Source organism: Pectobacterium jejuense (assembly GCF_026800125.1).
GTDB lineage: Bacteria > Pseudomonadota > Gammaproteobacteria > Enterobacterales > Enterobacteriaceae > Pectobacterium > Pectobacterium jejuense.
Genome location: NZ_JAPQKX010000011.1, coordinates 127249 through 141127, shown reverse-complemented (window position 1 = coordinate 141127; position 13879 = coordinate 127249). Strand labels below are relative to the sequence as shown.

The following is a 13879-nucleotide window of genomic DNA, read 5'->3' as shown; positions in this document are numbered from 1 at the left end:
AAATCGGAAATTACAGGGCCTTAATCGTGCCCTTCGGCAGCACGGCAGCCACGAAATCACGTTTGATAACCACTTCATTGGTCTCGTTCAACGCAATCGCAATATAGCCAGTTTCGGATACTTTGGTTACGCGACCAACCAGACCACCGGTCGTTAAGACTTCATCGCCCTTGCCGATAGAATCCATTAACTTTTTGTGTTCCTTAGCGCGTTTTTGCTGAGGACGCAGGATCATAAAGTAGAAAATCAGACCAAAAACGGCCAGCATAATAACCAGAGAGTACGGGCTTCCCTGAGCCGGAGCGCCGGTTGCAGCTACAGCATCGGAGATGAAAAGACTCATTTAAATATCCTCTTTTTTGTCAAAAGATAAGCTATCAAAAAGATAAGTTATCAACCTTATAATCGTAAAAACGCTTCACAACAAAATACAATTCATAACAAAATACAATGCATAGCAAACGGACTATCAGCTGCTTGCGGCAACGTCTTTTTCAGCAAGCGGCGGAATCGGTTTGCCTATACGTTGGTAAAAATCCACCACAAAGTGCTCTAATTTACCCTCTTCAATGGCCTGACGTAAACCTGCCATTAAACGCTGATAATAACGCAAGTTATGAATGGTATTGAGTCGTGCTCCGAGTATTTCGTTGCAACGGTCAAGATGATGCAAGTAGGCGCGGCTATAATTGCGACACGTGTAGCAATCACAGTGTTCATCCAGCGAGCTGACGTCATCTTTATGCTTCGCATTACGGATTTTCACTACGCCATCAGTCACGAAGAGATGCCCGTTACGTGCGTTGCGCGTTGGCATCACACAGTCAAACATATCGACACCGCGGCGGACACCTTCGACTAAGTCTTCCGGCTTGCCAACGCCCATCAAGTAGCGCGGTTTATCTTCTGGAATCTGCGGGCAAACGTGCTCCAGAATACGGTGCATATCTTCTTTCGGCTCACCGACAGCCAAACCGCCCACAGCGTACCCATCAAAGCCAATGTCTACCAGCCCTTTTACGGATACATCACGTAAATCTTCGTAAACACTTCCCTGAATAATACCGAACAGCGCATTTTTATTCTCCAGCTCATCAAAACGCTGACGGCTGCGTTTTGCCCAGCGCAGTGACATCTCCATAGAGCGCTTGGCGTAATCCCAATCGGCAGGGTACGGCGTACACTCATCAAAGATCATGACGATGTCGGAACCGAGATCGTGCTGAATCTCCATCGATTTTTCCGGGCTAAGGAAAATCGAGTCCCCGTTGATCGGGTTACGGAAATGCACGCCCTGTTCGGTAATCTTGCGCATATCGCCGAGGCTGAACACCTGAAAACCGCCGGAATCCGTTAGAATCGGGCCGTGCCAGTTCATGAAGTCGTGCAGATCGCCATGCAGCTTCATGATTTCCTGACCGGGACGCAGCCACAGGTGGAACGTATTGCCGAGCAGAATCTGTGCGCCGGTCTCTTTCACTTCTTCCGGCGTCATGCCTTTCACCGTGCCGTACGTCCCCACGGGCATAAAAGCCGGGGTTTCTACGACGCCACGTTCAAAAATCAATCTACCGCGTCGCGCACGGCCGTCCGTTGTTTGTAATTCGTACTTCACTTAGCCTCCAGCATCAGAAAAACAGTCTGATGGTAATGATGTATTAACGCCTGACAGAGCGTGGTCTGTGGCGTTCCTATTATGTGGAAAGTGGGTTTATCCCACGCTTTCCTGTTTGGTCATCGGGTTGTGCGTAATAAACATCGCATCACCGTAGCTGAAAAAACGATATTGCTCTGCCACCGCCTGACGGTAGGCAAACATCGTGTTCTGGTAACCGGCAAAGGCCGACACCAGCATGATTAACGTCGATTCGGGTAGATGGAAATTGGTCACCAGCGCATCGATAATGCGGTAGTGATAGCCCGGATAGATGAAAATTTTGGTATCGCCGAAGAACGGTTCAATCGCCGCGTTCTGGCTGGCCTGCGCGGCACTTTCCAGTGAACGTACTGAAGTGGTACCAACGGCAATCACGCGGTTTCCCCGCGCTTTGCACGCCAAAACGGCATCCACGACGTCCTGCGGCACTTCGGCATATTCGGCGTGCATGATGTGATCTTCAATCGTATCGACGCGTACAGGCTGGAAAGTCCCCGCGCCTACGTGCAGCGTCACGAACGCCATGTCGATGCCCTTCTCGCGCAATGCGGCCAACATCGGCTCATCAAAATGTAAGCCCGCCGTCGGTGCCGCTACAGCGCCTGGTCGTTGGCTATACACCGTCTGATAAAGCTCACGGTCAGCATCTTCATCGGGTCTGTCGATATAAGGTGGCAACGGCATGTGGCCGATATCATTCAGGATCGACAGAACATCGCGAGAATCATCGAAATGCAGCTCGAATAGCGCATCGTGGCGAGCGGCCATCGTAGCTTTGACGCTTTCGTCATCGCCCAGCAGCAGCTCCGTACCCGGTTTTGGCGCTTTCGACGCCCGAACGTGCGCCAGCACGCGATGGTCATCCAACACACGCTCGACCAGCACTTCCAGTTTGCCGCCGCTGGCTTTACGGCCAAACAGACGAGCAGGAATCACGCGCGTGTTGTTGAACACCAGCAGATCGCCGGGATTCAGTTTATCCAGCAAATCGGTAAACACGCCGTGCGTCAGATTTCCCGTCGGCCCGTCCAGCGATAGCAGGCGACAACCACTGCGTTCCGCTTGTGGATAATGGGCAATCAATGATTCAGGAAGTTCAAACGAAAAATCGGTAACACGCATGGCAATTCACTTAGCTGTAATACATTAAAAATGGGCGGCCTAGTCTAGAGCCGCAAGCGCATGGCTGCAAGAAATAAGCACCTGAGTCGTGGAATGCATTATACCCAATAGATTTCGAGATACAGGAAGGCGGCAACTGAGGGAGTCCCCAAGAGCTTCTTACATCAGTAAGTGACTGGGGTGACCAAGGGCAGCCAACGAGCCTGTAACTCGAAAGATGAAGGGTATATACTAGCGCCATGAATTTTCTTGCTCACCTCCACCTGGCCACGCTGGCCGACAGTTCCCTATTAGGTAATCTGATGGCGGATTTCGTGCGCGGCAACCCGCAGGACAGCTACGCTGACGAGATCGTCGCGGGTATTCGTCTGCATCGTCGCGTTGATTCGCTAACCGACAGCCTGCCGGAAGTCAAACAGGCGCGTCAGTATTTCAGCGATGAATTCCGCCGCGTTTCGCCGATTACGCTAGATGTCCTGTGGGATCACTATCTTGCGCGTCACTGGCTACAGCTGGTGCCGGATACCCCCCTGCAAGCCTTTATCGACGATGCGCAATCACAAATCGAGCCGCATCTGGCGCACACGCCAGAACGCTTTCAGAACCTGAATCGCTATCTGTGGCCGGAACGCTGGATGACCCGTTACGCAGAGCTGCCGTTTATCGCCGATGTGCTGCACAGAATGTCGGTACGCCGTCCGAAACTGGCTGCGCTGTCCGGCTCTTTTCAGGATATCGAGCAGCACTATCACCAATTTGAAATACTCTTCTGGCAGTTTTACCCACGGATGATGCAATTAGCGAAAGCGCAGCAGCTATAGATCGCGATTTTTCCGTTTTTCTACGCGACGTATTGTCCTTTCTGTCAAAAGGGATAATGTAGCCCCTTGAAAGGAAATAGCGATGAGTTCAATAGACAGAAGCTATCTCATTGATTGGTCTCTTTGCCTGTATTCACTCAGGTAGAGTCCCTATACTAGTCGCTGTTTTTTATATCATCCGATCATTAACCGCTATCTACAGGAGTAATTATGGTCCTGGTAACTCGTCAAGCCCCAGACTTCACCGCAGCTGCCGTTTTAGGCAGTGGCGAAATCGTCGAAAATTTCAACCTGAAGAAGCACATCAACGGTAAAGCTGCCGTGATCTTCTTCTGGCCGATGGACTTCACCTTCGTTTGTCCGTCAGAGCTGATTGCTTTCGATCACCGCTATGCCGAGTTCAAGAAACGCGGTGTAGAAGTGGTTGGCGTTTCCTTCGACTCCGAGTTTGTTCACAACGCATGGCGTAAAACCCCTGTGGACAAAGGCGGCATCGGCGAAGTGCAATACGCGATGGTTGCTGACATCAAGCGCGAAATCCAGAAAGCCTACGGCATTGAGCACCCAGAAGCTGGTGTTGCACTGCGTGGTTCTTTCCTGATCGACAAAAACGGCGTAGTTCGTCACCAGGTGGTGAACGATCTGCCGCTGGGTCGTAACATCGATGAAATGCTGCGTACCGTTGACGCCCTGCAATTCCACGAAGAGCACGGCGAAGTGTGCCCGGCGCAGTGGGAAAAAGGTAAATCCGGTATGGGCGCGTCACCAGACGGCGTAGCAAAATACCTGTCTGAGAACGCAGACAAGCTGTAATTCCTCATCCTGCCGACATGGCAATATGATGACCAAGCCAGTTGCGATGCGACTGGCTTTTTCTTTGCCCGCAAGTTATCCCTCTGCTCTTCTTCACCTCTCACCACCTCTTCCCGGCGATATCTTAAATAATACAAAAGGTTGACTAGGGGCGCTAAATCCTTAGCCTTAAAGCCACATCGTGTTAATACACGACAGATTCACTGGAATAAAAGGAGAACGCATGCAACAAAATCTCGCGCTGTGGCTGAGAGAAGCTGGAATACAACACGCTAGCATCATTGCGTTACTGATTGTTCTTGGGCTGATATTGCTCATTTCTGCCGTCATCCACCTGATTTTTCATCAGGTGGTGCTGAAAAGAATGGTACTGCGCTCACTCAATAAACCGGGAAAAACCGAGGGACACGGGTGGAAACAGGCGCTGACGCAACACAACTTGTTTAACCGTCTGGCCTTCTTGCTACAAGGGGTGATCCTGAATATTCAGGTTTTTGTGTGGCTTCCCGCGCAGAGTGAAACCCGCGAAGCGCTAATCATCTGTTCCCAGGTGTGGATCATGGTTTTTGCGCTGCTGTCCTTGTTCTCGCTCCTCGATGTTCTGCTCAACGTTTCCGCCCGAACCAAAGTCGCGGCTCAATTGCCGCTGCGCGGTATTTTCCAGAGTCTGAAGCTGATCGCCACCATCGTCATCAGCATTATGGTCGTGTCACTGCTCATCGGGAAATCGCCGCTGATTCTGATTAGCGGATTAGGTGCGATGGCCGCCGTTCTGATGTTGGTGTTCAAAGACCCGATTATGGGATTGGTCGCGGGCATCCAACTCTCCGCCAACGACATGTTAACGCTGGGCGACTGGCTCGAAATGCCGAAATACGGCGCTGACGGGGCCGTTATCGATATCGGACTGACAACAGTAAAAGTGAGAAACTGGGATAATACCGTCACCACCATTCCCACCTACGCCTTAGTCTCCGATTCTTTTAAGAACTGGCGTTCGATGTCCGAATCAGGGGGACGGCGCCTCAAGCGCAGCATCAATATCGATACCACCAGCGTGCATTTCATGACGGAAGACGAACAGGCGCGATTGCTGCGCAGCAAGTTACTGTCACCTTATATTCAGAACAAAAAGAGCGAGCTAGAGCAGCACAATACACAGTCCGATTGCGATCTGACATCACCGCTGAACGGCCGTCGTTTGACGAATTTAGGCACGTTCCGCGCCTACCTTCAGGTTTATCTGCGCACCCATCCGGGTATTCATAAAGGGATGACGCTGATGGTACGGCAGCTTGCACCAACGTCAGAAGGGGTGCCGCTGGAAATTTATGCGTTTACCAACACGACCGCTTGGGTCGATTACGAAAGCATTCAGTCTGATATTTTCGACCATATCTTTGCGATCTTACCGGAGTTCGATCTCCGTATTCATCAAATCCCAACCGGCCACGATATGCGGATCATGGCGCAGCAAATGACGGCTCCGAAAGCGTAATATCTCATGCAAAGGAACGAACGCCGCTGACACCGAATGAAAACGGGAGTAACGGAATAGAAGAGTAAAGCGTTTGCGCCAGGGATGGCGCAAGCCGAGCGTACATGGACGTATTCACAGCGTCTTTACGATCTATCCGTTACTCCCGCTCTGCGGACTTTGTCAGCAACCTCGCTTCTTCCGATAGCAAGCGACTAACTTAATTCTATGCCGCTACCGCGTTCTGACGCTTCTTTTTCCAGACATAGCCCACTAAAAGCAGCACTATCCAAATGATACCGACATACAGCGACACGCGCGTGTCCGGGAAGTAGCCAATCAAACCAATGATGAAGAACAGGAAGACGATGCCGAACACGGAGGTCACGATGCCGCCGCGCAGTGGGAACGCCAGCGCTTTCACTTCATCCGGGCTCAGACGACGGCGGAAGGCGATCTGAGAAAACAGAATCATGATCCACACCCACACCGTTGCAAAGGTTGCCAGTGAAGCAATCACCAGGAAAACTTTACCGGGCATAATGTAATTCAGGTACACCGCCACTAGCAGCGCCGTCATCATTACAACAACCGTGACCCACGGGATACCACGCTTGGAAATACGGCCAAACACCTTCGGTGCATGCCCCTGCTCCGCCATCCCATGCAGCATACGGCCAACGCCGAAGACATCGCTGTTAATCGCCGACAGCGACGCGGTAATCACAACAAAGTTCAGGATACCTGCCGCCGCCGTAATGCCCATATGCTGGAACGTCAGTACAAATGGGCTTCCGTTAGTCCCTACCTGATTCCACGGGTAAATCGACATAATGACGAACAGCGTGCCGACATAGAACACCAGAATACGCCATGGCACAGAGTTGATTGCACGAGGGATCGACTTCTGTGGGTCTTTGGCCTCACCGGCCGTAATCCCGATAATCTCCACGCCGCCATACGCAAACATCACCAGCTGCAGCGAGAGAATCATCCCCATCACACCGTTACTGAAGAACCCGCCATTGGTCCAGAGGTTGTGGATACCTGTCGGTTCCCCCCCGTTGCCAATACCCCAGATGATGATGCCGATCCCGGCCGCGATCATGATGATAATGGTGGCAACTTTGAAGAAAGAGAGCCAAAACTCCAGTTCACCAAAGGCTTTCACATTCATCAGGTTAATGGCACCAATGATGAGCACCACACTCAGAACCCACACCCAGTGCGGCACGGCAGGGAACCAGACGCCCATGTAGATGCCAAACGCGGTCACATCGGCAATGGCGACAATCAGCATCTCAAAGCAGTAGGTCCAGCCGGTGATATACCCCGCCAATGGCCCGAGATAATCCTGCGCATAGCGGGAAAACGAGCTGGACTGAGGGTTGTGCACCGACATTTCGCCCAGTGCGCGCATGATGATATACGCGACAACCCCGCCGATCAGATAAGCCAGCAATACACTGGGGCCAGCCATTTGGATCGCACTCGCGGAACCATAAAACAGACCGGTTCCGATCGCCGAACCAAGGGCGATAAAGCGGATATGCCGCGTGCTTAACCCACGCTTGAGCTTGGAGGATGGTTGTTCCATTGATAAGCAACCCTGTCTTATATAAAGGAAAACATTACAAAAAGAAAAACCACAGGCAAAGACCTGTGGTGCAGAAAACCAACGTTGTGCTGGAGCGGCACGCTATCCCTACCGCTCCAGTGCTATCAGGTATTAACGGTATTATTGATGTACCGTCACTTCCTGACGACCACAAAGTCTGTCGTAAATCACTGCAACCAGCAAAATCAGCAGTGACGGCGGCAGCCAGGCCAACCCTTGCTCGCTCAGCGGCAGGTTGAGGCTCCACTCCGGCAACAGCGATTTGAAGGCCGACGATTTTACACCATCAATCATGCCAAATAACAGACTGACTAACATGACGGGGGCCACAATACGTGAAGCGCTATTCCACCAACGCAGCGTAAAGCTCAATAAAACCAGAATGATACACGGTGGATAAATCGCCGTCAGCACAGGAATGGAAAGTTGAATCAGATGGCTCAAGCCCAGATTAGACACCACCATCGAGAACGTTCCCAGCACAAACACCAGCGTGCGGTAAGACAACGGCAGGTATTGCGCAAAGAATTCAGCACAGGCACAGGTCAGCCCCACCGCCGTCACCAGACACGCGATAAAGATTAACAACGCCAGGAAGCTGCTTCCCATGTTACCGAACGTGTGTTGCACATAAGCATGGAGAATCTCGGCTCCATTCTGCGCTTGCGGCACCAGTTCACCACTGACGGAACCGAGCTGGAACAGGCTCAGATAGACCAGCGTCAGACCGATACCAGCAATTAATCCTGCCCATACAGTGTAACGCGTCAGCAACGCTGAACTTGTCACTCCACGCGAGCGCGCCGCATTCACGATCACGATGCCAAAGACCATTGCGCCCAGTGTATCCATCGTCAGATAGCCGTTGACGAAACCATTGGAGAACGGCAGTTGCTCATACGTTTCTGTCGCTGGGATAGACGAACCGGCAGGCCACAGCACCGCAGCAATACCCAGTACCGCCAGCGCAATGATCTTTAACGGTGCCAGCACATGGCCGACCGTATCCAGCAGTTTGCCCGGATACAGGGAAATCGCGATCACAATGGCAAAATAAATCAGACTATAAATCAGCAGCGGAGAAGCTCCGTTGCCGACCAAAGGTGCCAGACCGACTTCAAACGAGACGGTTGCCGTGCGCGGCGTTGCGAACAGCGGCCCAACAGCCAGATAGCACACGGTCGCCAGAACAACACCGGCCTTTTTACCAATCGGCGAGCTCAGCGCATCAACACCACCGCCAACCCGGGCAAGCGCGATCACGGTCAACACAGGTAGACCAACCGCCGTCAGCAGAAAGCCGAGCGCTGCGGTCCAAACGTGCTCTCCCGCCTGCAATCCCACCATCGGCGGGAAAATAATATTTCCTGCCCCCACGAACAAAGCAAAGGTCATAAAACCTAATGCCACGATATCTTTGGAAGTTAAACGATGACTCATAGTTATGTCGTGTTGCCTGTATCAAATCGATAAAAAGAAAACGGTGCCGTTTATCGCCGCCAGAAGCCATTCACAAAGAGCTAGCTCGAAGCTGACGCCAACACTCTGGAAACGCGAAAGATGGCGAGCATAGAGGAGTTATTTTTTGCACAGCCATATTGGGTGCTAAGTAAAACGTTTATAGCGTAAAAAGACAAGCGGAGATCCAAAAACCAGAGTATCAAGCCTAACTATGCCAAAAAATAAGAATATAAATTGGTTTATCCTGATTTGCATAACACATGATTTGCGCATTTATCGATATTTCATTGCAATAAAACTGACAAAAAACGGAATAAAATGCGTTGTTCGATCATAAAAAAAACATATTTCACAAAAACGTCGCGGGTAGAAGGCCGGATAGCGGCCACAAAAAAGGCCGGATCGTATGATCCAGCCTCTGTATATCCACTGCGGGGATAAGTTTACTTCACCGGTATCACCACACGCGATTGGCGATATCCACAACAAGTTTCAGCTTATTCCACTGCTGCTCTTCCGTCAGGCTGTTACCCTCTTCCGTTGAAGCAAAGCCACACTGCGGGCTCAGGCAAATCTGGCTGAGATCGACATATTTTGCCGCTTCCGCGATACGCGCCTGCACCACCTCTGCCTCTTCCAGCTCACCGTTCTTCGTGGTGATCAGTCCCAGCACCACCTGCTGATGGCCTGGCTTCACAAAACGCAGTGGCTCAAACCCACCGGCTCTCTCGGTATCGTATTCCAGGAAGAATTCATCAACATTCACTTCGCCAAACAGAACCTCTGCCACAGGCTCGTATCCGCCTTCAGAAATCCAGGTCGAGCGGAAATTACCGCGACAAACGTGTAAACCGATAACCAGATCCGCAGGCTTATCAGCCAGCGCTTTATTCAGCACATCCGCATAGGTTCGCGCCAGCTGCGCCGGATCTTCACCACGTTCACGGATCTGACGTTTTTGATCGTCAGAGCACAGGTAGGCCCATACAGTGTCATCCAGTTGCAGGAAGCGGCAACCAGCGTCATAAAATGCGTGAATCGCATCGCGCCAGGTTTGTGCCAAATCGTCGAAATAGTCCGCTAAATCGGGATAAACCGTCGCATCAATCGCTTTGCGGCCGCCGCGGAAATGCATCACGCTAGGGCTTGGAATCGTCATTTTAGCGACGGCATCGCCAGAAATGCTGTTCAGGTAACGGAAATGATCGAGCATCGGATGCTGAGAATTGAAGCTCACTTTATCCACGACGCGAATCGCATGGGATTTGGTCTGAATACCGTTGAATTGAATACCGTGATCGGCTTCGTAGCGCTCCACGCCGTTCAAGTCGGCAAAGAAATCGAAGTGCCACCAGGCACGACGCAATTCACCATCCGTCACAACCTGCAGGCCCGCTTCACGCTGCTTTTCTACCACCCGCAGAATCTCACGATCTTCAATGCTACGCAGCGCAGCATCATCAATCTCGCCCGCCTGATGTTGAAGGCGTGCTTCCTTAATCGCTGCTGGACGCAAGAAACTGCCGACGGTATCAGCACGGAAAGGGGATAAGGTATTCGCCATATGTCGCTCCTGACATGTTGCCAGCACCGACCTTCAGGAAAGAAGCATGCTGACAGATAGTTTCAATGTGAAATATTTGCCCAAAGGGATAGTTACATTTAATCTTATTTAGCCATCTGGACGTCTAAATTTAAAACTATCCTGTCACGGGGCGAATCACAGGGCAATGGAAGAATTTTCACGTTACATGAAGAAAGTTCATCTAACGTGAAAACATCGCAAACTCGTAAGGAGGGGAATAGGAAGAATTATTCTGGCAGACCAATCTGCTGACGCGCCTGACGACGCGTTGCTTCCGGCAGTGGCAAATAGCCATCCTGATTCACCAGCGCCTGCCCCGTATCAGACAGCACTCGCGCTAAAAATGCCGCCGTTAGCGCTTCCAGCGGCTGGCTGGGCGCTTTGTTCACGTAGATATAGAGATAGCGGGTATAAGGGTATAAACCGCTGCGGATATTTTCAGTCGAGGGGTAGATGTAGTCGGTGCCTTGTGCAGCTAACGGCAGCATTCTCACGCCGCTGGTACGAAAGCCCACGCTGGCATAGCCGATGGCATCGGTTGACGCCGCAACCGCTTGTACGACAGACGCTGAACCGGGCAGTTCATTAACCTGAGGAAGGAAATCGCCACGACATAGCGCCTTTTGCTTAAAGAACCCATAGGTTCCCGACGCCGAGTTTCGTCCATAGCGCAGTAGCGTGCGTTTTTCCCAACTGCCATGCAGGCCGAGATCGCCCCACTGTTTTATCGGCTGGTGGTTACCGCAGCGCTGCGTAATCGAAAAGATGGCGTCCAGCTGCGACAAGTTCAGCCCAGGCAGCGGGTTATCCTGATTGACCAGCACGACTAGCGCATCCATTGCCACCGGCACCGCCAGCGGCGGGTAGCCATAATGCTGGACGAACGCCTCAATTTCGCTGGCCTTCATCGCCCTGCTCATCGGCCCAAGCTGCGCAGCACCCGATGCCAGAGACGTCGGCGCAGAGGACGACCCAGCGGCCTGAATCTGTAAATTCACGTTCGGGTAATGCTGGCTGAAATCCGCCGCCCAGAAGGCCATCAGGTTAGCCAGCGTATCCGACCCCGCGCTGGAGAGGTTGCCCGCCAGCATCTGACGAGGCTGTGCGGAGCACAACGCACTGAACAGCAGTAAAAAAGCGCCCGCAATGCGAGTGGCGGATGTCATAGATAGCGTTTTCCGTCAGGCTGAAGGTTTCACCGTATTTTCAGCCAGAGAGGCAGGGACAATCAACCGATTCGGCAACGTAAAGACGAAACGTGAGCCCAGCCCATCCTCACTCATGATTTCCAGACGGGAATCGTGATGGCTAAGCGCATGCTTAACAATCGCCAGCCCCAGTCCGCTGCCGCCTGTTTGTCGTGAACGCGCCTTATCCACCCGATAAAAGCGTTCCGTCAGGCGCGGCAAGTGCTCGGCCGCAATGCCCGGTCCGTTATCGCTGACCTGAAATTGCGCGCCCTGCGGGATCTTCTGCCAGCAGACTTCGATACGCGTTCCCGCTGGCGTATGGTTGACCGCGTTATACACCAGATTGGATACCGCACTGCGCAGTTGTTCTTCATTACCAAACACGCGGAGGCTTTCATTCACACGAAAGACGATCTCATGACGCCCCTGACTCAGCGTCTGCGCTTCACGCTGCAATACGCGCAGCATCAACGGGATATCGACCTTTTCATTCAGATCGATTGCCGTCGCCGCTTCAATACGGGACAGGGTCAGCAGCTGTTTGACCAGCCCATCCATACGTCGGGTCTGTTCCTGCATGGTATTCAGCGCTTTTCCGCGTAGCGCCGCATCCAGCGTTTCTTCCTGCATCATTTCCAGATAGCCCTGCAACACCGTCAGCGGCGTACGCAACTCATGGCTCACGTTGGCAAAAAAGTTACGTCTGGCGCCTTCAAGCTGATGCATTTGCGTAATATCACGCGCCACCATCAATAGCTGGCCTTCGGAATAGGGCATCACGCGAAATTCAACATGGTGAGAATTATTCAACTGCAGCGTGAGAGGACGGCTAAAATCCTGTCCTTTCATGTAATTCGTAAATTCGGGATAGCGCAATAAGTTGAGGATGTTCTGACCGTTATCTTCCGGCCAGCGGAAATTCAACAGGTGCTGCGCCAGATGATTACACCAGAAGATGGTGCCATCTTCGGTCGTGATCACCACCGCATCGGGCAAAGATTCGGCACCGCTGCGAAACCGCTTGATCAGAAGCGCCAGCTCACGGCGTCGGCGTCGGTTACGCAACTGCATCTGATAGAGCCCGTAAAACAGCGGCTCCCAGCTCCAGCGGCCAGGCGGCGGCGTCATGCTGCGGTCAACCCACAGCCAATAAGAGAGTTTTAGCTGGTTATAAAAATTCCAGCACAGCAAGCCTAATACGGCGACCAGCAGAAACCAGGGCAGATAGCCAAAAATCAGCCCCAGCAGTAAAGCGGGCAAACAAAAAAAAGCTAGCTCCAATGCCAGCCTTTTCCAGGATAAACGTTCTAGCACGTTAATGTGTCTCCGGTTACGATCACCTCAGTAACGCGTTGAAAAACGGTAGCCCGTTCCCCGAACGGTTTGCACCATTTTGTCATGTCCGCTGGTTTCCAGCGCTTTACGCAGGCGACGAATATGGACGTCGACAGTACGATCCTCAACATAAACGTTAGTGCCCCAAACGTGATTCAGCAACTGTTCCCGGCTATAAACACGTTCAGGATGCGTCATAAAGAAATGCAGCAGTTTAAATTCCGTCGGCCCCATGTCCAACGCGTGCTCTTCGGTCGTCACGCGATGTGAGGAAGGATCGAGGCTCAGGCCACGCATTTCAATCACTTCTTCCACTGCCATCGGTGAAATCCGACGCATCACGGCTTTGATACGCGCCACCAACTCTTTGGGTGAAAACGGTTTGGTAATGTAATCATCCGCTCCCACTTCAAGCCCGCGCACGCGGTCTTCTTCTTCGCCACGCGCGGTCAACATCATCACCGGGATATCACGCGTCAGCGCCTCGCGCTTCATATGCTTGATGAATTGCAGGCCTGACCCGCCTGGCAGCATCCAGTCCAATAACACCAGTTCCGGGAATGGCTCCGACAGTTGCGTTACCGCGCTGTCATAGTCTTCAGCTTCAACAGGTTGATAACCATTTTGTTCCAGTACAAAGCAGACCATTTCACGAATTGGTGCTTCATCTTCCACGACTAATATGCGTTTTGCCATTGTTAATCCTGTCGTTAATCATCGTCGCTGTTAGCAGGCGGAGGCATTATGCGTCAGTTTTATGACAGATTTATGAAAAACGCACGGACCTCTCTGCGCGATTG

Annotated in this window: 12 protein-coding genes; 3 read left to right on the top strand and 9 right to left on the bottom strand. The window is 52.1% G+C overall.

What is annotated here, in order from left to right; all coding sequences use genetic code 11:
- Nucleotides 1-10: 10 nt before the first annotated feature.
- The 3 genes from yajC to queA form a co-directional block, all read right to left on the bottom strand.
- Complete coding sequence (gene yajC / locus NXT09_RS18905; protein ID WP_010282033.1) at nucleotides 11-343, bottom strand: preprotein translocase subunit YajC; 333 nt, start codon at nucleotides 341-343, stop codon at nucleotides 11-13.
- A gap of 126 nt (nucleotides 344-469) precedes the next feature.
- Nucleotides 470-1615 (bottom strand): tRNA guanosine(34) transglycosylase Tgt, encoded by a 1146-nt coding sequence (tgt, locus tag NXT09_RS18900; RefSeq protein ID WP_268580863.1) that lies wholly within the window; start codon nucleotides 1613-1615, stop codon nucleotides 470-472.
- Between the two features lie 96 nt (nucleotides 1616-1711).
- On the bottom strand, nucleotides 1712-2779 hold the full coding sequence (gene queA / locus NXT09_RS18895; RefSeq protein WP_268580862.1) for a tRNA preQ1(34) S-adenosylmethionine ribosyltransferase-isomerase QueA: 1068 nt from the start codon (nucleotides 2777-2779) through the stop codon (nucleotides 1712-1714).
- 239 nt (nucleotides 2780-3018) lie between these two features.
- Between queA and NXT09_RS18890 the strand changes: the two genes are divergently transcribed.
- From NXT09_RS18890 to NXT09_RS18880, 3 genes are all read left to right on the top strand, one after another.
- Nucleotides 3019-3600 (top strand): acyl carrier protein phosphodiesterase, encoded by a 582-nt coding sequence (locus NXT09_RS18890; RefSeq protein ID WP_039472344.1) that lies wholly within the window; start codon nucleotides 3019-3021, stop codon nucleotides 3598-3600.
- Between the two features lie 210 nt (nucleotides 3601-3810).
- Nucleotides 3811-4413: a peroxiredoxin C gene (locus tag NXT09_RS18885; protein WP_010299049.1), complete on the top strand. Its 603-nt coding sequence runs from the start codon at nucleotides 3811-3813 to the stop codon at nucleotides 4411-4413.
- Nucleotides 4414-4636: 223 nt separating this feature from the next.
- On the top strand, nucleotides 4637-5911 hold the full coding sequence (locus NXT09_RS18880) for a mechanosensitive ion channel family protein (RefSeq protein WP_268580861.1): 1275 nt from the start codon (nucleotides 4637-4639) through the stop codon (nucleotides 5909-5911).
- A 205-nt stretch (nucleotides 5912-6116) separates the two neighbouring features.
- Here NXT09_RS18880 and proY read toward each other — a convergent pair whose 3' ends face one another.
- From proY to phoB, 6 genes are all read right to left on the bottom strand, one after another.
- The gene (proY, locus tag NXT09_RS18875) at nucleotides 6117-7487 is read right to left on the bottom strand and encodes a proline-specific permease ProY (RefSeq protein WP_268580860.1); all 1371 of its coding nucleotides are present in this window, start codon (nucleotides 7485-7487) and stop codon (nucleotides 6117-6119) included.
- Nucleotides 7488-7628: 141 nt separating this feature from the next.
- Nucleotides 7629-8948 (bottom strand): branched-chain amino acid transport system II carrier protein, encoded by a 1320-nt coding sequence (gene brnQ / locus NXT09_RS18870; protein ID WP_268580859.1) that lies wholly within the window; start codon nucleotides 8946-8948, stop codon nucleotides 7629-7631.
- 478 nt (nucleotides 8949-9426) lie between these two features.
- Nucleotides 9427-10533, bottom strand: coding sequence for a cobalamin-independent methionine synthase II family protein (locus NXT09_RS18865; protein ID WP_268580858.1), 1107 nt, complete (start codon nucleotides 10531-10533; stop codon nucleotides 9427-9429).
- A 248-nt stretch (nucleotides 10534-10781) separates the two neighbouring features.
- Entirely contained in the window at nucleotides 10782-11720 is a 939-nt protein-coding gene (locus NXT09_RS18860; protein WP_268580857.1) for a PstS family phosphate ABC transporter substrate-binding protein, read from the bottom strand.
- Between the two features lie 15 nt (nucleotides 11721-11735).
- Nucleotides 11736-13058 (bottom strand): phosphate regulon sensor histidine kinase PhoR, encoded by a 1323-nt coding sequence (gene phoR / locus NXT09_RS18855; RefSeq protein WP_240584733.1) that lies wholly within the window; start codon nucleotides 13056-13058, stop codon nucleotides 11736-11738.
- Between the two features lie 27 nt (nucleotides 13059-13085).
- On the bottom strand, nucleotides 13086-13775 hold the full coding sequence (gene phoB / locus NXT09_RS18850) for a phosphate response regulator transcription factor PhoB (protein WP_005975981.1): 690 nt from the start codon (nucleotides 13773-13775) through the stop codon (nucleotides 13086-13088).
- Nucleotides 13776-13879 lie beyond the last annotated feature (104 nt).

Coding starts and splice junctions, on each gene's coding strand:
- yajC (WP_010282033.1), bottom strand. CDS start 343: ATGAGTCTTTTCATCTCCGATGCTGTAGCTGCAACCGGCGCTCCGGCT.
- queA (WP_268580862.1), bottom strand. CDS start 2,779: ATGCGTGTTACCGATTTTTCGTTTGAACTTCCTGAATCATTGATTGCC.
- NXT09_RS18890 (WP_039472344.1), top strand. CDS start 3,019: ATGAATTTTCTTGCTCACCTCCACCTGGCCACGCTGGCCGACAGTTCC.
- NXT09_RS18885 (WP_010299049.1), top strand. CDS start 3,811: ATGGTCCTGGTAACTCGTCAAGCCCCAGACTTCACCGCAGCTGCCGTT.
- NXT09_RS18880 (WP_268580861.1), top strand. CDS start 4,637: ATGCAACAAAATCTCGCGCTGTGGCTGAGAGAAGCTGGAATACAACAC.
- proY (WP_268580860.1), bottom strand. CDS start 7,487: ATGGAACAACCATCCTCCAAGCTCAAGCGTGGGTTAAGCACGCGGCAT.
- brnQ (WP_268580859.1), bottom strand. CDS start 8,948: ATGAGTCATCGTTTAACTTCCAAAGATATCGTGGCATTAGGTTTTATG.
- NXT09_RS18865 (WP_268580858.1), bottom strand. CDS start 10,533: ATGGCGAATACCTTATCCCCTTTCCGTGCTGATACCGTCGGCAGTTTC.
- NXT09_RS18860 (WP_268580857.1), bottom strand. CDS start 11,720: ATGACATCCGCCACTCGCATTGCGGGCGCTTTTTTACTGCTGTTCAGT.
- phoB (WP_005975981.1), bottom strand. CDS start 13,775: ATGGCAAAACGCATATTAGTCGTGGAAGATGAAGCACCAATTCGTGAA.